16 protein-coding genes and 1 tRNA gene are annotated in these 22,828 nt (G+C 68.6%); 15 read left to right on the top strand and 2 right to left on the bottom strand.

Annotated features, from left to right (window positions below; translation table 11 throughout):
• Positions 1 to 32: 32 nt before the first annotated feature.
• The 9 genes from LQ757_RS08290 to LQ757_RS08250 all read left to right on the top strand — a co-directional run bounded on the left by LQ757_RS08290 (position 33) and on the right by LQ757_RS08250 (position 12,812).
• Complete coding sequence (locus LQ757_RS08290; RefSeq protein ID WP_231046749.1) at positions 33 to 263, top strand: DUF6704 family protein; 231 nt, start codon at positions 33 to 35, stop codon at positions 261 to 263.
• A complete protein-coding gene (gene trpC / locus LQ757_RS08285) occupies positions 264 to 1,034 on the top strand; it encodes an indole-3-glycerol phosphate synthase TrpC (protein ID WP_231046748.1) in 771 nt (256 codons plus the stop codon).
• Position 1,035: 1 nt separating this feature from the next.
• On the top strand, positions 1,036 to 2,244 hold the full coding sequence (gene trpB, locus LQ757_RS08280) for a tryptophan synthase subunit beta (RefSeq protein ID WP_231046747.1): 1,209 nt from the start codon (positions 1,036 to 1,038) through the stop codon (positions 2,242 to 2,244).
• Positions 2,241 to 3,026, top strand: a complete 786-nt coding sequence (gene trpA / locus LQ757_RS08275) for a tryptophan synthase subunit alpha (RefSeq protein WP_231046746.1) — start codon at positions 2,241 to 2,243, stop codon at positions 3,024 to 3,026. Before trpB ends, trpA begins: the two co-directional genes overlap by 4 nt.
• A 58-nt stretch (positions 3,027 to 3,084) precedes the next feature.
• Entirely contained in the window at positions 3,085 to 4,104 is a 1,020-nt protein-coding gene (lgt, locus tag LQ757_RS08270; RefSeq protein WP_231046745.1) for a prolipoprotein diacylglyceryl transferase, read from the top strand.
• Between the two features lie 101 nt (positions 4,105 to 4,205).
• Entirely contained in the window at positions 4,206 to 8,783 is a 4,578-nt protein-coding gene (gene gltB / locus LQ757_RS08265) for a glutamate synthase large subunit (RefSeq protein WP_231046744.1), read from the top strand.
• Positions 8,776 to 10,233, top strand: coding sequence for a glutamate synthase subunit beta (locus LQ757_RS08260; RefSeq protein WP_231046743.1), 1,458 nt, complete (start codon positions 8,776 to 8,778; stop codon positions 10,231 to 10,233). The genes gltB and LQ757_RS08260 overlap by 8 nt, the downstream gene beginning before the upstream one ends.
• Before the next feature lie 72 nt (positions 10,234 to 10,305).
• A complete protein-coding gene (gene pyk, locus LQ757_RS08255; RefSeq protein WP_231046742.1) occupies positions 10,306 to 11,721 on the top strand; it encodes a pyruvate kinase in 1,416 nt (471 codons plus the stop codon).
• Between the two features lie 182 nt (positions 11,722 to 11,903).
• Positions 11,904 to 12,812 carry an alpha/beta fold hydrolase gene (locus LQ757_RS08250; RefSeq protein WP_372459651.1) on the top strand — a complete coding sequence of 303 codons (909 nt, stop codon included), beginning with the start codon at positions 11,904 to 11,906 and terminating at the stop codon, positions 12,810 to 12,812.
• A 10-nt stretch (positions 12,813 to 12,822) separates the two neighbouring features.
• On the opposite strand, the gene LQ757_RS08245 is transcribed toward LQ757_RS08250, so the two are convergent.
• A tRNA-Leu gene (locus LQ757_RS08245) sits at positions 12,823 to 12,905 on the bottom strand.
• A 36-nt stretch (positions 12,906 to 12,941) separates the two neighbouring features.
• Here LQ757_RS08245 and LQ757_RS08240 point away from each other — a divergent pair.
• The 4 genes from LQ757_RS08240 (at position 12,942) to rpsA (ending at position 19,767) form a co-directional block, all read left to right on the top strand.
• On the top strand, positions 12,942 to 13,547 hold the full coding sequence (locus tag LQ757_RS08240) for an ANTAR domain-containing response regulator (RefSeq protein ID WP_231046740.1): 606 nt from the start codon (positions 12,942 to 12,944) through the stop codon (positions 13,545 to 13,547).
• Positions 13,548 to 13,711: 164 nt separating this feature from the next.
• Complete coding sequence (polA, locus tag LQ757_RS08235; RefSeq protein ID WP_231046739.1) at positions 13,712 to 16,408, top strand: DNA polymerase I; 2,697 nt, start codon at positions 13,712 to 13,714, stop codon at positions 16,406 to 16,408.
• Between the two features lie 84 nt (positions 16,409 to 16,492).
• Positions 16,493 to 18,166 carry a DUF885 domain-containing protein gene (locus LQ757_RS08230; protein WP_231046738.1) on the top strand — a complete coding sequence of 558 codons (1,674 nt, stop codon included), beginning with the start codon at positions 16,493 to 16,495 and terminating at the stop codon, positions 18,164 to 18,166.
• 149 nt (positions 18,167 to 18,315) lie between these two features.
• A complete protein-coding gene (rpsA, locus tag LQ757_RS08225) occupies positions 18,316 to 19,767 on the top strand; it encodes a 30S ribosomal protein S1 (RefSeq protein ID WP_231046737.1) in 1,452 nt (483 codons plus the stop codon).
• An 87-nt stretch (positions 19,768 to 19,854) separates the two neighbouring features.
• Here rpsA and LQ757_RS08220 read toward each other — a convergent pair whose 3' ends face one another.
• Complete coding sequence (locus LQ757_RS08220) at positions 19,855 to 20,082, bottom strand: hypothetical protein (RefSeq protein ID WP_231046736.1); 228 nt, start codon at positions 20,080 to 20,082, stop codon at positions 19,855 to 19,857.
• A gap of 15 nt (positions 20,083 to 20,097) precedes the next feature.
• Between LQ757_RS08220 and coaE the strand changes: the two genes are divergently transcribed.
• Both coaE and uvrB read left to right on the top strand, forming a co-directional pair.
• Positions 20,098 to 20,709, top strand: coding sequence for a dephospho-CoA kinase (gene coaE / locus LQ757_RS08215; RefSeq protein WP_231046735.1), 612 nt, complete (start codon positions 20,098 to 20,100; stop codon positions 20,707 to 20,709).
• A gap of 28 nt (positions 20,710 to 20,737) precedes the next feature.
• Positions 20,738 to 22,804, top strand: coding sequence for an excinuclease ABC subunit UvrB (gene uvrB, locus LQ757_RS08210; protein ID WP_231046734.1), 2,067 nt, complete (start codon positions 20,738 to 20,740; stop codon positions 22,802 to 22,804).
• Positions 22,805 to 22,828: the final 24 nt, after the last annotated feature.

Here is a 22,828-nt window from a genome sequence, read left to right as displayed (position 1 = left end):
GCGGGCGAAACCCCCGCGCACGAAGGAGCATCATGAGCATTGAGACCGCAGATCCCGGCCACGGACACTCGCCCGCGGCATGGACCGCCGTCACGATCATGCTCGTGGCCTTCACGATCGGTACGATCGCGTTCTTCTTCGACACGCAGTGGCTCGTGTGGGCGTCGGCCGGGCTCCTCCTCGTCGGTGCCCTCGTGGGTTGGGTGCTGGCGCGTGCCGGCTACGGCGTCGGCGGCTCGAAGGTCGCCGAGAAGGCTCACTGAGTGCTCGCCGACCTGACGGCGAACTCCGTCGCCGACGCACTCGTGCGCCGCGAGACGAGACCGCTCGCCGAGGTCGAGGCCGCGGCGCTCGACCGCTCGCCCGCACTCGACGCGCTCACTGCCCTGCGGCCGGCGACGCACGTCAAGATCATCGCCGAGATCAAGCGCTCGAGCCCGTCACGCGGCGCACTCGCGCAGATCGCCGACCCGGCGGCGCTCGCCCGCAGCTATGAACTCGGCGGCGCGAGTGCGGTCAGCGTACTCACCGAGGGCCGCAAGTTCGGTGGATCGCTCGCCGACCTCGAGGCCGTTCGTGCCGCGGTGGCGCTGCCGGTGCTGCGCAAGGACTTCATCGCGACGCCCTACCAGGTCTTCGAGGCACGCGCGGCGGGCGCCGACCTCGTGCTGCTCATCGTCGCGGCGCTCGATGATCAGACCCTGCGCGAACTGTACGACCTCGTCGTCGCGCTCGGCATGACCCCGCTCATCGAGACGCACTCCGCCGACGAACTCGAGCGTGCGGCCGCACTCGGCGCGCAGCTCATCGGCGTCAATGCGCGCGACCTGTCGACCTTCGAGCTCGACCGCGACCTCTTCGGGCGACTCGCCGACCGGTTCCCCGACGGCGCCGTCCGCGTCGCGGAGTCCGCAGTGCTCACGCCGGCCGACGTCGCACACTATCGCGCGTCGGGCGCCGACGTGGTGCTCGTCGGCGAGGCGCTCGTCACGGGCGACCCCATCGCAAACCTCTCAGCTTTCCTGGCGGTGTGACATGGCGCTCAGAGCGCAGACCGGTCCGTACTTCGGCGACTTCGGCGGGCGTTTCGTGCCCGAATCCCTCGTTGCCGCCCTCGATGAGCTCGGCGAGGCCTACGATCTGGCCAAGCTCGACCCGGCCTTCGGTGCCGAGCTCGCCGAACTCGGGCGCAGCTACACCGGCCGTCCGTCGATCGTCACCGAGGTGCCTCGCTTCGCGTCGCACGCGGGCGGGGCTCGCATCATCCTGAAGCGCGAAGACCTCAATCACACGGGCTCGCACAAGATCAACAACGTGCTCGGGCAGGCGCTGCTGACCAAGCGCATCGGCAAGTCGCGCGTCATCGCCGAGACCGGCGCAGGGCAGCACGGCGTCGCAACGGCGACGGCCGCTGCACTGTTCGGGCTCGAGTGCACCGTGTACATGGGCGAGGTCGACACCGAGCGTCAGGCGCTCAACGTCGCGCGCATGCGTCTGCTCGGCGCCGAGGTCATCGCGGTGAAGGCCGGATCTCGCACGCTGAAAGACGCGATCAACGAGGCGATGCGCGACTGGGTCACCAACGTCGAGACGACGAACTACATCTTCGGCACGGTCGCCGGTCCGCACCCGTTCCCCGAGATGGTGCGCGATTTCCAGAAGGTCATCGGCGAGGAGGCCAGGGCACAGGTACTCGAGCTGACCGGTGGCCTGCCCACAGCGGTGGCCGCGTGCGTCGGCGGCGGTTCGAATGCGATCGGCATCTTCCACGCGTTCCTCGACGACGCCGAGGTCGGCCTCTACGGCTTCGAGGCGGGCGGTGAGGGCGTCGACACCGAACGGCACGCGGCGACCATCACCAAGGGGCGCCCGGGCGTGCTGCACGGCGCCCGCAGCTACCTCCTCCAGGATGAGGACGGCCAGACCATCGAATCGCACTCGATCTCGGCGGGCCTGGACTACCCGGGCGTCGGTCCCGAGCACTCGTGGCTCGCCGCGATCGGACGGGCCGAGTACCGACCCGTCACCGACGCCGCCGCGATGCAGGCGCTTCGCCTGCTCACCCGCACCGAGGGCATCATCCCCGCGATCGAGTCGGCGCACGCCCTCGCGGGGGCCCTCGAACTCGGGCGAGAGCTCGGCCCCGACTCGACGATCCTCGTGAACCTCTCGGGCCGCGGCGACAAGGACATGGAGACGGCTGCGACGTACTTCGGCCTCTACGATCAGGAGGCGGGCGAATGAGAACGGTGGGGCCGGTCATCGCGCGGCGCAACGACGAGGCATCCGGTGCCCTCATCGGGTACCTGCCGGTCGGATTCCCCAGCCTCGACGAGAGCGTCGACGCGGCGGTCGCCATCGTCGAGAACGGCGTCGACGTGCTCGAACTCGGCCTGCCGTACTCCGACCCGGTGATGGACGGCACCGTCATCCAGGCGGCCACGCAGCAGGCGCTCGCAGGCGGATTCCGGCTCGCCGACGGCTTCGAGGCGGTACGTCGCATCACCGAGCGCGTCGACGCGCCGGTACTCATCATGACCTACTGGAATCCCGTGGTGCAGTACGGCATCGACCGGTTCGCCGACGACCTGGCCGCGGCGGGCGGCGCGGGCCTCATCACGCCCGACCTGATCCCCGACGAGGCCGCCGACTGGATCGCGGCGTCAGAGCGCACCGGGCTCGACCGCGTCTTCCTCGCAGCCCCGACCTCGAGCGACGCACGCCTCAAGCTCGCCGTCGAGTCGAGCCGCGGTTTCGTCTACACGGTCTCGACCATGGGAATCACCGGCGCTCGCAGCGACGTCGACGAGGCGGCGCGCACGCTCGTCGCGCGCCTCGCCGCGGTCGGATCGCCGGCCAGCTGCGTCGGGCTCGGCATCTCGACGGCCGCCCAGGTCGCCGAGGTGCTCGAGTACGCCGACGGTGCGATCGTCGGTTCCGCGCTCGTGAAGGCCCTGGCCGAGGGTGGCGTCGCCGCCGTCGGCGAGCTCGCCGCGGAGCTGGCGCGCGGCGCGCGGCGCGAGTGAAGTACGCTGACTCTGGCCTTCACGGCCAGACGTCGCACGAGGAAAGGCAAGAAGCCGAGTGATCGCCCCGTTCAGCATCCCGAGTCCCGGCCCCGAGTGGCGTGCCCTCGAAATCCCCGTGCCGTGGGGTGTCCTCACGATTCAGACCTACGCGCTCTGCATCCTCGTGGGCATCATCCTCGCGGTCATCATCACGTCGCGTCGCCTGACCAAGCGCGGCGCCGAGCCGGGCGTGGTGCTCGACGTCGCCCTGTGGGCAGTGCCGCTCGGCATCATCGGCGCGCGGCTCTACCACGTGCTCACGCATCCCGACGACTACTTCTTCGAGGGCGCCAATGTCTGGAATCCCTTCCAGCCCGGTGCCATCTGGAACATCTGGGAGGGCGGCAACGCCATCTACGGCGCGCTCATCGGCGGCGCCATCGGTGTCATCATCGGCTGCAGGTTCACCGGACTGCGCTTCTGGTCGTTCGCCGACGCGCTCGCTCCCGGCCTGCTGGTCGCCCAGGCCGTCGGCCGACTCGGCAACTGGTTCAACCACGAACTGTTCGGCTCGCCGACCGACCTGCCGTGGGGTCTCGAGATCCCGTCCGACAACATCGCGTTCCCGGCCGGTCTCGCCGAAGGCACCCTGTTCCACCCCACGTTCCTCTACGAGTTGATCTGGAATCTCGCCGGGGCCGCGGTGATCGTGTTGCTCGAGCGCCGCATCAACCTCCGGTGGGGCAAAGCCTTCGCGGTGTACCTCATCTGGTATGGGCTGGGCCGCTCCTTCTTCGAATCCATCCGCCTCGACCCGAGTGAGATGTTCCTGGGTATCCGCGTGAACGTCTGGGCCTCCTTCGCCGCGGTCGTGCTCGGTATCGTGATCTACCTCGTGCAGCGTCGCCGGCACACCGGCGACGAGCCCAGCCCCTACATTCCCGGACGTGAATGGAAGGAACCCGACGCTGAGGTAGAATCGGACGAAATCGAGTCCGACTCTGACTCTCTCGACGATGGCGTCGAGGGCGAGAACGATCCCCATGGCGAGACGGCGGCCACAAGCCCGAGCCGTCCCACCTCCTCGGCGAGGTAGCCCGACAACGTTCTCCGAAGCTGCGCCGCACCACGCGCTGCGACATCCCTGAAGGGCCGACGACGTCCCCCGCTGCAAACTAGTTGATGAGGACGGTCTCCATGTCGCTCACCCCACCCTTCGCGAGATTCGGCTCGGTTCCGCCTGCCCAGGGCATGTACGACCCACGTGCCGAGAAGGATGCCTGCGGCCTGGCGATGGTCGCGACGTTGCGCGGCACGGCGGGGCACGACATCATCACGGCGGCGCTCGACGCACTGCGCAACCTCGAGCACCGCGGCGCGGTCGGCTCCGACGCCGGCACCGGCGACGGCGCGGGCATCATCACGCAGATCCCCGACGGCTTCCTGCGTGCGGTCACATCGTTCCCGCTGCCCGCGGCCGGTTCCTACGCCGTCGGCAACGCGTTCCTGCCGGTCGACCCCACGACGCGCAGCACGGTCAAACGCAAGCTCGCCGAGCTCGCGGCCGCAGAGGGCCTCGAGGTCCTCGGCTGGCGTGAGGTGCCCGTGCGGCCTGACGAGCTCGGCACGCTCGCCCGCGCGGCGATGCCCGTGGTGCAGCAGCTCTTCGTGCAGTCGTCGGCGACGACGTCGACCGGCGACCGGGTGGCGGGCATCGCGCTCGACCGCCTCGCCTTCCGTCTGCGCAAGCGCGCCGAGCGCGAACTCGAGCTCTACTTCGCGTCGCTGTCGTGCCGCACGATGGTCTACAAGGGCATGGTCACGACGCTGCAGCTCGAGCCGTTCTACCCCGATCTCTCCGACGAAAGGTTCGCGTCGAAGCTGGCGCTTGTGCACTCGCGGTACTCCACGAACACGTTCCCTTCGTGGCCGCTCGCGCAGCCGTTCCGCATGATCGCGCACAACGGCGAGATCAACACCATCCAGGGCAACCGCAACTGGATGCGCGCTCGGCAGTCGCAGCTCGAATCCGACGTACTCGGCGACCTGCAGCCGATCCTGCCGATCGTCACGCCGGGCGCCAGCGACTCGGCATCGTTCGACGAGGTCGTCGAACTCCTGACCCTCGCCGGTCGCAGCCTGCCGCACGCCATCATGATGATGGTTCCCGAGGCGTGGGAGAACCAGACCGAGATCACCCCTGAGCGGCGCGCGTTCTACGAGTACCACTCGATGCTCATGGAGCCGTGGGACGGTCCGGCTGCGATCGTCTTCACGGACGGCTCGCTCGTCGGTGCCACGCTCGACCGCAACGGACTGCGACCGGGTCGGTACGTCGTCACCGACGACGGGCTCGTCGTGCTCGCGAGCGAGATCGGCGTGCTCGACATCGCTCAGAGCCGCATCGTCCGCAAGGGCCGGCTGCAGCCCGGCCGCATGTTCCTCGTCGACACCGAGGCGGGCCGCCTGATCGAGGACGACGAGATCAAGGCCGACCTCGCCGCGGCGCAGCCCTGGGGCGATTGGCTCGACGAAGGACGCATCAGCCTGTCCGACCTCCCCGAGCGCGAGCACATCGTCCACCCGCCGGCATCGGTCAACCGCCGCCAGCGCACCTTCGGCTACACCGAGGAAGAGGTCAAGATCCTGCTCGCGCCGATGGCGCGCACCGGTGCCGAGCCCCTCGGCGCCATGGGATCCGACACGCCCATCGCGGTGCTGTCGAAGCGCCCGCGCCTGCTCTTCGACTACTTCACGCAGCAGTTCGCCCAGGTGACGAACCCGCCGCTCGACTCGATCCGCGAAGCCGTCGTGACGTCGCTCGGAACCTCGCTCGGCCCCGAACGCAACCTCCTGAGCGCGGGCCCCGAGCACGCTCGCCAGGTCTCGCTCTCGTTCCCCGTGATCGACAACGACGAACTCGCGAAGATCGTGCACATCGACCCGTCTCCCGGGCGTCGGACCGCGGTCACGATCCGCGGGCTCTATCGATTCGACGAGGGGCCGAACGCGATGCGCGACCGGCTCGCCGCGATGTGCGCCGAGGTCGACGAGGCCATCGACGAGGGCGCGGCCTTCATCGTGCTGAGCGACCGCGATTCCAACAAGGACCTCGCGCCCATTCCCTCGCTCCTCATGCTCTCGGCCGTGCATCACCACCTCATCCGCGCCGAGAACCGCATGAAGGTCGGCCTCGTCGTCGAAGCCGGCGACGTCCGCGAGGTGCACCACGTCGCGCTCCTGGTCGGCTACGGGGCATCCGCCGTGAACCCCTACCTCGCGATGGAGACGTGCGAAGACCTCGTCCGGTCGGGCGTCATCACCGGCGTCACTCCCGAAGAGGCCGTGCACAACGTGATCAAGGCGCTCGGCAAGGGCGTGCTGAAGATCATGTCGAAGATGGGCGTCTCGACGATCTCGTCATACGCCGGCGCGCAGGCCTTCGAGGCGATCGGGCTCTCCGACGCGTTCATCGACGACTACTTCACGGGCACGACCTCGAAGCTCGGGGGCGTCGGCCTCGACGTGATCGCGGCCGAGAACCTCGACCGTCACACGGCGGCCTATCCCGAGGACGTCGCCGTGCGCGCGCACGAACGCCTCGCCACCGGCGGCGAGTACCAGTGGCGCCGCGACGGCTCGCCGCACCTGTTCAACCCCGAGACGGTGTTCCGCCTGCAGCACTCGACGCGCAACCGTCGGTACGACGTGTTCCGCGAATACACCTCGCTCGTGGACTCGCAGGCCGAAGAGCTGCTCACGCTTCGCGGCATGTTCGCGCTGCGTACCGGAACGCGAGCGCCGGTACCGCTCGACGAGGTCGAATCCGTCGAGTCCATCGTCAAGCGATTCTCGACCGGCGCGATGAGCTACGGGTCGATCTCGGAGGAGGCGCATGAGTCGCTCGCGATCGCGATGAACCGCCTCGGTGCGAAGTCGAACACCGGCGAGGGCGGCGAGAACCTCGACCGGCTGCTCGATCCCGAGCGCCGCAGCGCGATCAAGCAGGTCGCATCGGGTCGGTTCGGTGTGACGAGCATGTACCTCACGCACGCCGACGACATCCAGATCAAGCTCGCCCAGGGTGCGAAGCCCGGTGAGGGCGGCCAGCTCCCGCCGACGAAGGTCTACCCCTGGGTCGCGCGCACACGCCATGCGACCGCGGGCGTCGGGCTGATCTCGCCGCCGCCGCACCACGACATCTACTCGATCGAAGACCTCAAGCAGCTCATCTTCGACCTCAAGCGCGCCAACCCCAAGGCCCGCGTGCATGTCAAGCTCGTGAGCCAATCGGGCATCGGAGCGGTCGCTGCGGGCACCGCGAAGGCGCTCGCCGACGTCATCCTCGTCTCGGGGCACGACGGCGGCACGGGCGCGAGCCCGCTGAACTCGCTGAAGCACGCGGGCACGCCGTGGGAGCTCGGCCTCGCTGAGACCCAGCAGACGCTCATGCTCAATGGCATGCGCGATCGCGTCGTCGTGCAGGTCGACGGTCAGCTGAAGACTGGTCGCGATGTCGTGATCGGGGCGCTGCTCGGTGCCGAGGAGTTCGGGTTCGCGACGGCTCCGCTCGTCGTGCAGGGCTGCGTCATGATGCGCGTCTGCCACCTCGACACCTGCCCCGTGGGCGTCGCGACGCAGAACCCCGAGCTGCGCAAGCGATTCACCGGCAAGCCGGAGTTCGTCGTGAACTTCTTCGAGTTCATCGCCCAAGAGGTGCGCGAGTATCTCGCCGAGCTCGGCTACCGGTCGCTCGACGAGATCATCGGCCGGCGCGAACTGCTCGATGTCGACCGGGCGCTCGACCACTGGAAGGCATCGGGCCTCGACCTCACGCCAGTGCTGCTCGGCCCCGACTTCTCGGAGTCCGACCCGCGTCGCAACACCCGCCCGCAGGACCACGAGCTCGACCAGCACTTCGACAACGAGCTCATCCGCAGGTCGAGTCTCGTGCTCGACGATGGCGGCACGGTCGAGATCGCCCTCCCCATCCGGAACACCGAGCGCGCCGTCGGCACCATGCTCGGGCACGAGGTCACGCTCCGGCGCGGCGAGCACGGCCTTCCCAGCGGCTCGATCGACATCACCCTCTCCGGATCCGCCGGGCAGTCGCTCGGCGCGTTCCTGCCGAGCGGCATCACGCTGCGACTCGAGGGCGACTCGAACGACTACGTCGGCAAGGGCCTCTCGGGCGGCCAGATCGTGGTCCGGCCTTCGCCCGACAGCGGCTTCGTCGCCGAGCGCAACGTCATCGCCGGCAACGTGATCGGCTACGGCGCGACGCGCGGCAGCATGTACATCCGCGGCATCGTGGGCGAGCGGTTCCTCGTGCGGAACTCGGGCGCTACCGCGGTCGTCGAGGGCGTGGGCGATCACGCGCTCGAGTACATGACGGGCGGGCTCGCGCTCATCCTCGGCGAGACCGGGCGCAACCTCGGCGCCGGCATGTCGGGCGGCACCGCGTACGTGCTCGGCTTGCGCGAGGGCCGCATGAACCGCGAGTCGCTGACGAGCGGCGAGCTCGAACTCCTTCCGCTCGGCAGCGCCGATCGCGAGATCGTGCGCGACCTGCTCGAGCAGCACCTCGCCGAGACCGGCTCGACGGTCGCGGCCGCGCTCCTCGACGAGGGCGACGCGGCGTTCGACCGCTTCACCAAGGTGCTGCCGCGCGACTACGCAGCAGTGCTCCGTACCCGCCAGAGCGCGGTCGACGAGGGGCTCGACCCCGACGGCGACATCGTCTGGGGAAGAATTCTGGAAGTGACGAATGGCTGACCCCAAGGGCTTTCTGAAGGTCACCGAGCGGGAACTGCCGAAGCGGCGTCCCGTTCCGGTGCGCATCATGGACTGGAAAGAGGTCTACGAGCAGGGCGACCCGGCGCAGCTGCGACGACAGGCGGGCCGCTGCATGGACTGCGGCATCCCGTTCTGTCACCAGGGTTGCCCGCTCGGCAACCTGATCCCCGAGTGGAACGACCTCATGTACCGGGGCGAAGGTCGCGCGGCCATCGAACGCCTGCACGCGACGAACAACTTCCCCGAGTTCACCGGCCGGCTCTGCCCGGCGCCGTGCGAGTCGGCGTGCGTGCTCGGAATCAATCAGCCGGCCGTCACGATCAAGCAGGTCGAGGTCTCGATCATCGACCAGGCGTTCGGCAACAGCTGGGTGCAGCCGCAGCCGCCGGGGCGCCTGACGGGCAAGACCGTCGCGGTCGTCGGCTCGGGTCCCGCGGGCCTCGCCGCCGCGCAGCAGCTGACTCGCGCGGGTCACACCGTCGCGGTATACGAGCGTGACGACCGCATCGGCGGGCTGCTCCGCTACGGCATCCCCGACTTCAAGATGGAGAAGAAGCACCTCGACCTGCGGCTCGCGCAGATGACGGCCGAGGGCACCCGCTTCCGGGCGGGCGTCGACATCGGCGTCGACATCACGTGGGAGCAGCTGCGCGAGCGATACGACGCGGTCGTGGTCGCCACCGGCGCCCTGGTGCCGCGCGACCTGCCGATCCCCGGGCGCGACCTGCCGGGTGTGCACTTCGCCATGGAGTACCTCACCCAGTCGAACCGGCACCTCGCCGGCGACCAGGTGTTCGACCAGATCACCGCCGAGGGAAAGCACGTCGTCGTCCTGGGCGGTGGCGATACGGGGGCCGACTGCATCGGCACTGCGCACCGGCAGGGTGCCCTCTCGGTCACGAACCTCGCCATCGGCCGCCAGCCGGGCGAAGCGCGACCCGAGCACCAGCCGTGGCCGATGCATCCGACCGTCTTCGAGGTGCAGAGCGCCCACGAGGAGGGCGGCCAGCGGCAGTACCTCGCCTCGACCGTCGAGTTCCTCGCGAACGAGGCCGGCGAGGTCCGCGCCATCCGTGTCGCCGAGACCGAGTACCTCGACGGCCGCCGTGTGCCGAAGGCCGGCACCGAGCGCGAGATCCCCGCCGATCTCGTGCTCCTCGCCCTCGGCTTCACGGGCCCCGAGACGCGGGCCCTCGACGAGCAGTTGCAGCTCGCGGTCACCGACCGCGGCAACCTCGCTCGCGAGGCCGACTACGCGACCGCCCAGCCGGGCGTCTTCGTCGCCGGCGATGCCGGCCGCGGCCAGTCGCTCATCGTCTGGGCGATCGCAGAGGGCCGTGCTGCGGCATCCGCCGTCGACCGGTACCTTGAGGGTGACACCTCGCTGCCGAGCCCAATCGCGGCGACGGCCCGCGCGATCTCCATCTGACCCGACGCGCCGATCGGCGCGCCTTCCAACCATCACGAGCGCTTCGGCGCGGAACACCGGGAGCACAACCACATGAGACGAGCGAAGATCGTCGCCACCCTCGGGCCGGCGACATCGAGCTACGACCAGATCCGCGCGATCATCGATGCGGGCGTCGACGTCGCCCGCATGAACCTCAGCCACGGCACGTACGACGTGCACGAGGGCGTCTACCAGAACGTGCGCAAGGCAGCGAGCGACTCGGGCCGTGCCGTGGCCGTGCTGGTCGACCTGCAGGGTCCGAAGATCCGCCTGGGCAAGTTCGAGAACGGACCCCACGAGCTCGCCGAGGGCGACATCTTCAAGATCACGACCGAAGAGATCCTCGGCACGAACGAGATCGTCGGCACCACGTTCAAGGGGCTCCCGCACGACGTGAAGCCCGGCGACTACCTGCTCATCGACGACGGCAAGGTGCGCGTCGAGGTCGTCGAGACCGACGGCGTCGTCGTCACGACCCGGGTCGTGGTCGCCGGCCCGGTCTCGAACAACAAGGGCATCAACCTGCCGGGCGTCGCCGTGAACGTGCCCGCGCTCTCCGAGAAGGACGAGGCGGACCTGCGCTGGGGCCTCGAGCTCGGCGCCGATCTCATCGCCCTGTCGTTCGTGCGCAACGCCGCCGACATCACCCGGGTGCACGAGATCATGGACGAGGTCGGGCGACGTGTTCCGGTCATCGCGAAGATCGAGAAGCCGCAGGCCGTCGACGCGCTCGACGAGATCACCGAGGCGTTCGACGCCATCATGGTGGCGCGCGGCGACCTCGGCGTCGAACTGCCGCTCGAGGCGGTGCCCATCGTGCAGAAGCGCGCGGTCGAGATCGCCCGCCGCCTCGCGAAGCCGGTCATCGTCGCCACGCAGATGCTCGAGTCGATGATCCACAGCCCGGTTCCCACGCGGGCGGAGACGTCGGATGTCGCGAACGCCGTGCTCGACGGCGCCGACGCGGTCATGCTCTCGGGCGAGACGAGCGTGGGGGAGTACCCCGTCGTCACCGTCGAGACGATGGCGCGCATCGTCGAGTCCACCGAGTTGCACGGCCTCGACCGAATCCTGCCGCTCGGCACGAAGCCGCGCACGCAGGCGGGCGCGATCACGCTGGCCGCCGTCGAGGTGGCCGACTTCGTCGAGGCGAAGTACCTGTGCGTGTTCACCGAGACGGGCGAGACGGTGCGACGGATGTCCCGCATCCGCTCGGTGATCCCCATCCTCGCCTTCACGCCCGACCCGGCCATCCGTCGCCGTATGGCGCTGAACTGGGGCGTCGAGTCGTTCATCGTCGACCGCGTCACCCACACCGACCAGATGGTCGGCCAGGTCGACGAGGTGCTCGCCAAGACCGGCAAGGCCGTCAAGGGCGAGAAGGTCGTCATCATCTCCGGGTCCCCTCCCGGCATCCCGGGCACCACCAACGACGTGCGCGTGCACGTCGTCGGTGACGTGCTGTAGACACGTCCCTCGAAGGGAGTCGGTCCGAGGGGGCCGGCTCCCTTCGGCATTCCGGTGTGCGGCATCCCGTCGCCGCGCGGCCGCCATGCCTCTGCCGGGGATGGCGAACGGCCGCGATTCGGAGGAGCATGTGAGTGCGAGTCGTCGACGCTCGGGCGTCGGGCGCGGATCGGGGGATGACGATGTCGACGAAGCCCACCACGTCGAGCGCATCACGACGTCGTGCTCGACGCACCCCGCGACGAGCCGCCTCGAGCCTCGCCGAGCGATGGACCGAGATCGACGGCGTCGACGTCTTCTATCGGGAATCGCCCGAGCCGCCCGACGCCCCGGCGATGATGCACGTCCACGGCTTCGGGCTCTCGGGCCGATACCTGCTGCCGACCGCCGAGCGACTGGCCGATGCCTTCCACACGCTCGTTCCCGACCTGCCCGGATTCGGGCGCAGCGGCAAGGGCGCCGCCGCGCTCGACGTCCCCGACCTCGCGCACGCGGCGGCGAGGTTCCTCGACGACCGGGGAGTCGAGCGGGCCACGCTCGTCGGCAACTCGATGGGCTGCCCCGTCATCACGGAGTTCGCCTACCACCATCCCGACCGCATCGACCGCGCCGTCCTCGTCTCACCGGCGGGCGGCATCTACAACCAGCCGCTCCGACGGGCGATGGCGCAGATCAGTCGTGACGGCACACGCGAGCCGCCGCGGCTGATGGGCGTGGTGACCCCCGACTACCTGCGGTTCGGCGTCTCGAGCACGGTTCGCATGTTCCGCGCGCTCACGCAGTACCCGTCGCTCGAACGCCTGCTCGACCTGCATATCCCGACGCTCGTCGTGCTCGGGGCCCGTGACCCGCTGATGCCCGGGCCGGCGCGGGTGCAGGAGGTCGCCAGCCAGACCGACACGCATGTGCTCATCGTGAAGATCGAGGGCGCCGCACACGCGATCAACTTCAGCCACTCGGGGGAGCTCGCCCACGTCATCCGGCTGTTCATGGCCGATCAGCCGATCGTCGACGACCCGAACGAACCCGGACACGCCCGCCTGTACGAGATCCACAGGGGCGTGCATCACCCGCCCGCGCGGGGCGCGTAGCGGGGTTCGGTGCCGGTGGTGGGGGTCGAACCCACACGCCCTTTCGGGCAAAGCATTTTGAGTGCTCCGCGTCTGCCATTCCGCCACACCGGCCAGAGGCCTCGCCCAGAATACCGTAGGCTTTCACCCGTGACAGACACCGAATCTACCCAGCCGGCACCGCGCCGCGTCGTCGTGGCCGAAGATGAGTCGCTCATCCGCCTCGACATCGTCGAGATCCTGCGCGACAACGGCTTCGAGGTCGTCGGCGAAGCTGGTGACGGCGAGACCGCGGTCGCGCTCGCCACCGAGCTTCGGCCCGACCTCGTCATCATGGACGTCAAGATGCCCCAGCTCGACGGCATCTCTGCGGCCGAGCGACTCTCGAAGGGCCACATCGCTCCGGTCGTGCTCCTCACGGCGTTCAGCCAGAAGGAGCTCGTCGAGCGCGCGACCGAGGCCGGTGCCCTGGCCTACGTCGTGAAGCCGTTCACCCCCAACGACCTGTTGCCCGCGATCGAGATCGCCCTCGCGCGCTACGCGCAGATCATCGCGCTCGAGGCAGAGGTCGGCGATCTCGTCGAGCGCTTCGAGACGCGCAAGCTCGTCGACCGGGCCAAGGGCCTGCTCAACGAGAAGATGGGGCTGTCCGAGCCCGAGGCGTTCCGCTGGATCCAGAAGGCTTCGATGGATCGCCGCCTCACCATGAAAGACGTCTCGCAGGCGATCATCGAGCAGCTCGCTCAGAAGAAGTGACCGGTCGGGCCCGCTCGTGCGGGTCCACGTGACGGCAAGGTATCGGATGCCGCGACGAGACGTCTCGTCGCGGCATCCGCCGTTCCCGCCCTCGTCGGTCCGCGTGCGGATTCCGGAGTCGATGGTCGTCAGGCAGTGTCGGCGGCCGCTTGTAGTCTTGTCGGGTGTCGGACGCAGATAAGCCAACCCTCCTCGTGATCGACGGCCACTCGCTGGCCTTCCGGGCCTTCTACGCCCTCCCCGTCGACAGCTTCTCGACCCGCGACGGGCAGCACACGAACGCGATCCACGGATTCCTCTCGATGCTGCTGCTGCTGCTCGCGAACGAGAAGCCGACCCACCTCGCGGTCGCGTTCGACATGTCGCGCCAGTCGTTCCGCACGCGCGAGTACGCCGAGTACAAGGGCAATCGAGGCGAGACCCCGCCCGAGTTCAAGGGCCAGGTGCCGCTGCTGCAGGACGCGCTGAAGGCCATGGGCGTGCGCACGCTCGAGAAAGAGGACTTCGAGGCCGACGACATCCTCGCCACGCTCGCGGCACGCGGAGCGACCGAGGGGTACCGGGTGCTGCTCGTCTCGGGCGACCGCGACACGATCCAGCTCGTCAACGACGACGTCACGTTGCTGTACCCCAACACCCAGGGCGTCTCGCAGCTCAAGCGCTACGACACGGCCGCGGTCATCGAGCGATACGGCATCAGGCCCGAGCAGTACCCCGACGTCGCAGCCCTCGTCGGCGAGACCAGCGACAACCTGCCCGGCATCCCGAAGGTGGGCGAGAAGACCGCGGTGAAATGGCTCGGCCTCTACGGCGACCTCGACGGCATCCTCGCGCACGCCGAGGAGATCAAGGGGGTCGTCGGGCAGAACCTGCGCGACGGGCGCGAGAACGCCGTACGCAATCGCAAGCTCAACCAACTCGTTCGCGACGTCGAACTCGACGTCGAGATCGATGAGCTCATCGCCAAGCCGATCGACCTCGAGTCCGTTCGGCCGATCTTCGAACGGCTCGAGTTCCGCACGCTGATGGAGCGGCTGACCAAGCTGGCGGCAGGAGAAGGCAACGGCAACGGCGGCGCCGCCCCTGCCGCACCTGCCGAGCCCATCGCGGCCGAGGCCGTGCCGGCGCCCGAAGCCCCGAAGTCGCGCGCCCTGGTCGGCGATGAGCTTGCGAGCTGGCTCGAGCAAGCGGTCGCCGCCGAGCCCGCCGGTCTCGGGCTCAGCCTCGACGTGCTCGACGGCAGGGTGATCGGGGCGGGTATCGCCACATCAGGCGAGTCGGTGCGGGTTGCGTGGCAGGCGGGGCAAACCGAGCTCGCACCGTTCGAGGCGTGGCTCGCCGGCGATGCCCCCAAGGTCGTCACCGACGCCAAGGGGCAGTTGAAGGCGCTGTCGACGTCGGGCCTCGCGTTCGGCGGGCTCGTGCTCGATCCACTCGTCGCGGGCTGGATGGTACGACCGGCGCTGCAAGAGAAGTCGCTCGCCGACCTCGTTCGCTTCCACCTCGGTGAGACCGTTCCGCAGGCTGATCCGTCGCTGCTCGTACCCGAAGAGGGCAGCGACGCCGGTGCGCCCGAATACGCCTGGTACTCGTTGCGCCTTGCGCCGGTCGTGCTGCGGGCGCTGTCCGAGAGCTCGCGTCGCCTGCTCGCCGAGGTCGAGATGCCGCTCGTGCCCGTGCTCGCCGCCATGGAGCTGCGCGGAGTCACCGTCGACCACCCCGAACTCTCGGAGCTCTCGTCCGAACTCGGCGACCGTGCCGCCGGGCTCGCGAAGCTGGCCTATGCCGAGATCGGCCGCGAGGTCAACCTCGGGTCGCCCAAGCAACTGCAAGAGGTGCTGTTCGACCAACTCGGCATGCCGAAGACCCGAGCCACAAAGACCGGATACACGACCGACGCGAGTGCGCTGGCCGACCTGCAGGAGTCCAACCCGCACCCCTTCCTCGGGTACCTGCTCGAGCATCGCGACGCGACGAAGCTCCGACAGATCGTCGAGTCGCTCGACAAGGCGATCGGCGCCGATGGGCGCATCCACACGACCTACGGGCAGATCGGCGCCGCGACCGGTCGCATGTCGTCGAACGACCCGAACCTCCAGAACATCCCGATCCGCACGGCCGAGGGTCGTCGCATCCGCAAGGCGTTCCGGCACGGTCCCGAGTTCGCCGAGCTGCTGACCGCAGATTATTCGCAGATCGAGATGCGCATCATGGCGCACCTCTCCGGCGATCCCGGTCTCATCGAGGCGTTCAACGCGGGCGAGGACCTGCACCGATTCGTGGGCGCACGTGTCTTCGGGGTCGACCCGGCCGATGTCACGCCCCTGATGCGCACGAAGGTGAAGGCGATGTCCTATGGGCTCGCCTACGGCCTCAGCGCGTTCGGGCTCTCGAAGCAGCTGCGCATCGAGCGCGCCGAGGCGCAGCAGCTCATGCGCGAGTACTTCGAGCGCTTCGGCGCCGTTCGCGACTACCTTCGCGGTGTCGTCGAGCAGGCGAAGGTCGACGGCTACACCGAGACGATCTTCGGTCGTCGTCGTCCGTTCCCCGACCTCAACAGCCCCAATCGCGTGCTTCGTGAGAACGCTGAACGCGCCGCGCTGAACTCCCCGATCCAGGGCTCGGCCGCGGATGTCATGAAGATCGCGATGGTCGGCGTCGAGGCCGAGATCGCCACGCAGGGGCTCGGCAGCCGCATGCTCCTCACCGTGCACGACGAACTCATCTTCGAGGTCGCACACGGTGAGTCCGAGGCGCTCGAGGCGATCGTGCGCGACCGCATGGCGCGCGCGGCGGATCTTCTCGTGCCGCTCGACGTCGAGATCGGCCGCGGTGCGAACTGGGACGCGGCGGCGCACTGACTCGAGCCGATCCGCTGAGCTCGCCGGTGTCGGGACCGGCCACGCCGATGCGCGGTGTCGGTGCGCTGCCCTATGCTCGCACCTATGTCTTCGAGTGAGCGCACCCCGACCGACGTCGATCGAATCGCCGAGGGGTGGGTCGACACACTCGTCGAACTCAACCCCGGCATCGGCACCTACATCGGCCGCACCTCCGAAGACGAGCGCCTCGCCGACTACTCGCCGGCCGGGCACGAACGTGCGATCGCCGCGACGCGCGAGGCGCTCGCGGCGCTTCGTGCCGCCACCCCCGTCGACGACGTCGATCGCATCACGATCGCCGACCTCGGCAGCGAGCTCGAGCTCGAGCTCGAGCAGCACGAGGCGGGTCTGCACCTGCGCGACCTCAACGTCATCGCGAGTCCGGCGCAAGACGTCCGTGAAGTGTTCGACCTCATGCCCACCGACGACGCCGCCGAGTGGGAACGCATCGCCACACGCCTGAACGCCGTGCCCGGCGCGATCGACGGGTACGTCGAGACCCTGCGCGAGGGTGTTCGTCAGGGAATCGTCCCGGCCGTACGGCAGGTGCGCGAGGTTGCGGCGCAGGTTCGCAAGCACGCGCGGCCAGACGGGTTCTTCGCCACCTTCGCAGCGTCGGCGAAGGCCGGCGACGCCGAGCTGCCCGAGTCCCTCAAGCGGCACCTCGGCGCGGGGGCGATCGAAGCATCGGCGGCCTACGGCAGGCTCGCGGACTTCCTCGAGGTCGAGCTCCAGCCCGCCGCCGGCGAGCACGACGCGGTCGGGCGAGACATCTACGCCCTGCAGTCGCGCCGATTCCTCGGTGCCGCGGTCGACCTCGATGAGACCTACGAGTGGGGCGTGGAAGAGCTCGCGCGCATGGTCGCCGAGCAGGAGTCCATCGCGAACGAGATCAAGCCGGGGGCATCCGTCGCCGAGGCGATCGCCGTGCTCGACGCCGACCCGAGCCGCAAGCTTCACGGCACCGATGCCCTGCAACGGTGGATGCAGGAGACGAGTGACCGCGCGGTCGCCGAGCTGGCCGGAACGCAGTTCGACATCCCCGCCGAGATCCGCTCGCTCGAGTGCATGATCGCGCCCACGCAAGAGGGTGGCATCTACTACACCGGGCCGAGCGACGACTTCACGCGCCCCGGCCGCATGTGGTGGTCGGTGCCCGAGGGCGTCACCGAGTTCGACACGTGGCGCGAGCTCACGACCGTCTACCACGAGGGTGTGCCCGGCCATCACCTGCAGATCGGGCAGGCGGTCGTCAACCGGGGGCAGCTCAACACCTGGCGCCGCCAGCTCGCCGGAACGTCGGGTCACGCCGAGGGGTGGGCGCTCTACGCCGAGCGGCTCATGCAGACGCTCGGGTACCTCGACGACCCCGCCGATCGCCTCGGCATGCTCGACGGCCAGCGCATGCGAGCCGCCCGCGTGGTGCTCGACATCGGGGTGCACCTCGGCAAGCAACGACCTGACGGCAACGGCGTGTGGACGGGCGACTACGCCTTCGAGTTCCTCGCCCAGAATGTCAACATGAACGATGGCTTCGTGCGCTTCGAGGTCAATCGGTACCTCGGCTGGCCGGGCCAGGCGCCGTCGTACAAGGTGGGGCAGCGCATCTGGGAGCAGTTGCGCGACGAGTTCGCGCGACGCGAGGGCGCATCGTTCGACATCCGCGAGTTCCACCGACGGGCGCTGGGCCTCGGCGGGGTCGGGCTCGACACGCTCAAGTCGGCGCTGCTCGGCTGAGCATCCGGCGCGGTTGCTGGTGGGGGAGCGATTCCGTTAGGATGGAGCGTCACTCGTGTGACATCCCTGTCCGCATGCCCATCGCGGAATCAAACATACGCTCTCCCGCGCGATGGGCTCGATTTTGTCCTTTACGGAGCATTCACTACATGACAACCGCAACGACCAAGGCGCCCAAGCAGGTCGCAATCAACGACATCGGATCTGCTGACGATTTCCTCGCCGCGGTCGAGAAGACTCTGAAGTTCTTCAACGACGGCGACCTCATCGAGGGCACCGTCGTGAAGATCGACCGCGACGAGGTCCTCCTCGACGTCGGCTACAAGACCGAGGGCGTCATCCCCTCGCGCGAGCTTTCCATCAAGCACGACGTCGACCCCAGCGAGGTCGTCGGCGTCGGTGACACCGTCGAGGCCCTCGTTCTCCAGAAGGAGGACAAGGAAGGCCGCCTCATCCTGTCGAAGAAGCGTGCGCAGTACGAGCGCGCGTGGGGCGACGTGGAGAAGATCAAGGAAGCCGACGGCGTCGTGACCGGTTCGGTCATCGAGGTCGTCAAGGGCGGCCTGATCGTCGACATCGGCCTCCGTGGCTTCCTCCCGGCGTCGCTCATCGAGCTTCGCCGCGTGCGCGACCTGACGCCGTACCTGGGCCAGGAGATCGAGGCGAAGATCCTCGAGCTCGACAAGAACCGCAACAACGTCGTGCTCTCGCGCCGCGCGCTCCTCGAGCAGACGCAGTCCGAGTCGCGTTCGACGTTCCTCGCGAACCTCCACCCGGGCCAGATCCGCAAGGGCGTCATCTCGTCGATCGTCAACTTCGGTGCGTTCGTCGACCTCGGCGGCGTCGACGGTCTCGTCCACGTCTCCGAGCTCTCGTGGAAGCACATCGAGCACGCCAGCGAGGTCGTCGAGGTCGGCCAGGAGGTCACCGTCGAGGTGCTCTCCGTCGAGCTCGACCGCGAGCGCGTCTCGCTGTCGCTCAAGGCGACGCAGGAAGACCCGTGGCAGGTCTTCGCCCGCACCCACGCGATCGGCCAGGTCGCACCGGGCAAGGTCACGAAGCTCGTTCCGTTCGGTGCGTTCGTCCGCGTGGCAGACGGCATCGAAGGCCTCGTGCACATCTCCGAGCTGTCCGGCAAGCACGTCGAGCTCGCCGAGCAGGTCGTGTCGGTCGGCGAAGAGGTCTTCGTCAAGGTCATCGACATCGACCTCGAGCGTCGCCGCATCTCGCTCTCGCTGAAGCAGGCGAACGAGGGCGTCGACCCCGAGGGCACCGAGTTCGACCCGGCGCTCTACGGCATGCTCACCGAGTACGACGAGCAGGGCAACTACAAGTACCCCGAGGGCTTCGACCCCGAGACCAACGAGTGGCGCGAGGGCTTCGAGGCCCAGCGCGAGAAGTGGGAGCAGGACTACGCTGCGGCCCAGGCTCGTTGGGAGGCGCACAAGAAGCAGGTCGCCCAGGCGAACGCTGCTGCGGTCGCCGACGACTCGTTCGCCTCGGCGGGTGCGTCGTACTCGAGCGACTCGGCCGGCGCGGGCACCCTCGCCGACGACGCGTCGCTCGCGGCACTGCGCGAGAAGCTCTCGAGCAACAACTAGTCGCGATCCGCGATTCCGAAGGCCGGTTCCCGTCAGGGAGCCGGCCTTCGTGCTTGACTTCGGGGCATCCGAGCCGCCGATTCGCGATCAGCGAGCGGACGACGGATGCTCCGTGCTCCCGGTTCTCCGCGACAGGCGCCTGCGCACCAGGAGGATCACGACGACCACGATGAGCACGATGCCGAGGATCACGAGCACGGGAGCGAGGATCGCCGCGAAGGCCAGTGCGAAGCTTCCGGCGCCCGCGGTGGACGGACGAGGTCTGCGCGATGTCGGCGACGGAGTCGCGACCGGGGATCCTCTCGAGATCGTCACGATTAGAGTAGTGCTGTGTATCTCATCGGTCTGACGGGCGGCATCGCCTCTGGAAAGTCCACGGTCGCGCGGCGCCTGGTCGAACACGGGGCGGTGCACCTCGATGCCGATCACCTCGCCCGACGCGTGGTGGAGCCCGGCACACCGGCGCTCGCGGCCATCGTCGAGCAGTTCGGCGCCGAATTCCTGCGCGCCGACGGAACACTCGATCGAGAGAAACTCGGCAAGCACATCTTCGGCGACGACGCCGCGAGGGCGCGGCTCAACGCCATCGTGCACCCCGCCGTCCGCGAGCTCTCCGGTCGCCTCATCGCGAAGGCCGAGGCCGAGAACCCGTCGGCGGTCGTCGTCTACGACGTACCGCTGCTCGTCGAGGCCTCCGTCGACCACCCGTTCGACCTCATCGTCGTGACCAACGCACCGCGCCGCACCCAGGTGAAGCGACTCGTCGAGGAACGCGGCCTCGACGCGCTGCAGGCCGAGGCGCGGGTCGACGCTCAGGTCGACAACACGAAGCGACTCGAGATCGCCGACGTCGTCATCGACACCGACGGCACGCTGGCGCACACCATGAGCCAAGCCGACGCACTCTGGGCCCGCATCGTCGAGGAGCGCAGCCGGGCCTAGTGTCGGTGGCCGCTCCTAGACTTGGAGCATGCAGGCCACTCGATCCGTCCGCCCCTTCGAGGTCGTCAGCGAGTACAGACCGAGCGGCGACCAGCCGCAGGCGATCGCAGAGCTCGCCGGCCGCATCAACGCGGGCGAGACCGACGTCGTGCTCCTCGGCGCCACCGGCACCGGCAAGTCGGCGACCACCGCATGGCTCATCGAGCAGGTGCAACGCCCGACGCTCGTGCTCGCGCACAACAAGACGCTCGCGGCGCAACTCGCCAACGAGTTCCGCGAGTTGTTGCCCGACAATGCCGTCGAGTACTTCGTGTCGTACTACGACTACTACCAGCCCGAGGCCTACGTTCCGCAGACCGACACCTTCATCGAGAAGGACTCGTCGATCAACACCGAGGTCGAGCGGTTGCGCCACTCGACCACGAACTCGCTGCTGAGCCGGCGCGACGTGGTCGTGGTTTCAACCGTGTCGTGCATCTACGGCCTCGGCACCCCCGAAGAGTACCTCGGGGCGATGATGCCGCTCCAGGTGGGCCAGCGCGTCGATCGCGACTGGCTCATCCGCAAGTTCGTGTCGATGCAGTACCAGCGCAACGACGTCGACTTCTCGCGCGGAACGTTCCGCGTGCGGGGCGACACGATCGAGATCATCCCCGTGTACGAAGAGCTCGCGATCCGCATCGAGATGTTCGGCGACGAGATCGAGGCGCTCTACAGCCTGCACCCGCTCACGGGCCAGGTCGTCGCGAAGCTCGACTCGGTGCCGGTGTTCCCGGGCTCGCACTACGTTGCGAGCACCGACGTCATGCAACGGGCGATCGGCACGATCCGCATCGAGCTCGAAGAGCGACTCGCCGAGCTCGAGCGCGAGGGCAAGCTGCTCGAGGCGCAGCGCCTGCGCATGCGCACCACGTTCGACCTCGAGATGATGGAGCAGATCGGGTTCTGCTCGGGCATCGAGAACTACTCGCGCCACATCGACGGCCGACAGGCGGGCGAGGCGCCGCACTGCCTGCTCGACTACTTCGCCGACGACTTCCTCGTCGTGATCGACGAGTCGCATGTCACGGTGCCGCAGATCGGCGCCATGTACGAGGGCGACTCGTCGCGCAAGCGCACGCTCGTCGAGCACGGCTTCCGGTTGCCGAGCGCGCTCGACAACCGCCCCCTCAAGTGGGACGAGTTCAAGGCGCGTGTCGGCCAGACCGTGTACCTCTCGGCGACGCCGGGCCGCTACGAGATGGGTATCGCCGACGGCGTCGTCGAGCAGATCATCCGACCCACCGGGCTCGTCGACCCGCAGATCGTCGTCAAGCCCTCGAAGGGGCAGATCGACGATCTGCTCGAAGAGATCCGCATCCGCGCCGAGCGTGACGAGCGCGTGCTCGTCACGACCCTCACGAAGAAGATGGCCGAGGAGCTCACCGACTTCCTCACCGAGGCGGGCGTGCGCGTGCGGTACCTGCACTCCGATGTCGACACACTGCGCCGCGTCGAGCTGCTCACCGAACTGCGAGCGGGTGTGTATGACGTGCTCGTCGGCATCAACCTGCTGCGCGAGGGACTCGATCTTCCCGAGGTGTCGCTCGTCGCGATCCTCGACGCCGACAAAGAGGGCTTCCTGCGCTCGTCCACCTCGCTCATCCAGACCATCGGTCGAGCCGCCCGCAACGTCTCCGGCGAGGTGCACATGTACGCCGACGTGCTCACCGACTCGATGAAGTCCGCGATCGACGAGACCACCCGCCGCCGCGAGAAGCAGGTCGAGTACAACCGCGTGAACGGCATCGATCCGCAGCCGCTGCGAAAGCGCATCGCCGATATCACCGAGGTGCTCGCGCGCGAAGAGGCCGACACCGCGCGGTTCCTCGCCGGCCGCGATGCACGCACGAAGGCGCCGGTGCCCAACCTGCGACGCGAGGGCATCGCCGCCGAGGGCGCCAACGATCTCGAAGAGCTCATCCGCGACCTCAACGGGCAGATGCTCGAAGCGGCGGGCGAGTTGAAGTTCGAACTTGCCGCGCGCCTGCGCGACGAGGTCTCCGAGCTCAAGCGGGAACTCCGACAGATGGAGAAGGCCGGCCACCTCGGTTAGGAATCGAACGTATGTTCGCTCTCA

The organism is Agromyces cavernae (assembly GCF_021044935.1).
In the GTDB taxonomy this organism is placed as follows: Bacteria; Actinomycetota; Actinomycetes; order Actinomycetales; family Microbacteriaceae; genus Agromyces; species Agromyces cavernae.
Note: the sequence above shows the minus strand (reverse complement) of the source record. Positions and strands in the feature narration are given on the sequence as shown.

Coding starts and splice junctions, on each gene's coding strand:
- trpA (WP_231046746.1), top strand. CDS start 2,241: ATGAGAACGGTGGGGCCGGTCATCGCGCGGCGCAACGACGAGGCATCC.
- LQ757_RS08230 (WP_231046738.1), top strand. CDS start 16,493: ATGTCTTCGAGTGAGCGCACCCCGACCGACGTCGATCGAATCGCCGAG.
- gltB (WP_231046744.1), top strand. CDS start 4,206: ATGTCGCTCACCCCACCCTTCGCGAGATTCGGCTCGGTTCCGCCTGCC.
- LQ757_RS08250 (WP_372459651.1), top strand. CDS start 11,904: ATGTCGACGAAGCCCACCACGTCGAGCGCATCACGACGTCGTGCTCGA.
- LQ757_RS08260 (WP_231046743.1), top strand. CDS start 8,776: ATGGCTGACCCCAAGGGCTTTCTGAAGGTCACCGAGCGGGAACTGCCG.
- rpsA (WP_231046737.1), top strand. CDS start 18,316: ATGACAACCGCAACGACCAAGGCGCCCAAGCAGGTCGCAATCAACGAC.
- uvrB (WP_231046734.1), top strand. CDS start 20,738: ATGCAGGCCACTCGATCCGTCCGCCCCTTCGAGGTCGTCAGCGAGTAC.
- LQ757_RS08290 (WP_231046749.1), top strand. CDS start 33: ATGAGCATTGAGACCGCAGATCCCGGCCACGGACACTCGCCCGCGGCA.
- pyk (WP_231046742.1), top strand. CDS start 10,306: ATGAGACGAGCGAAGATCGTCGCCACCCTCGGGCCGGCGACATCGAGC.
- trpB (WP_231046747.1), top strand. CDS start 1,036: ATGGCGCTCAGAGCGCAGACCGGTCCGTACTTCGGCGACTTCGGCGGG.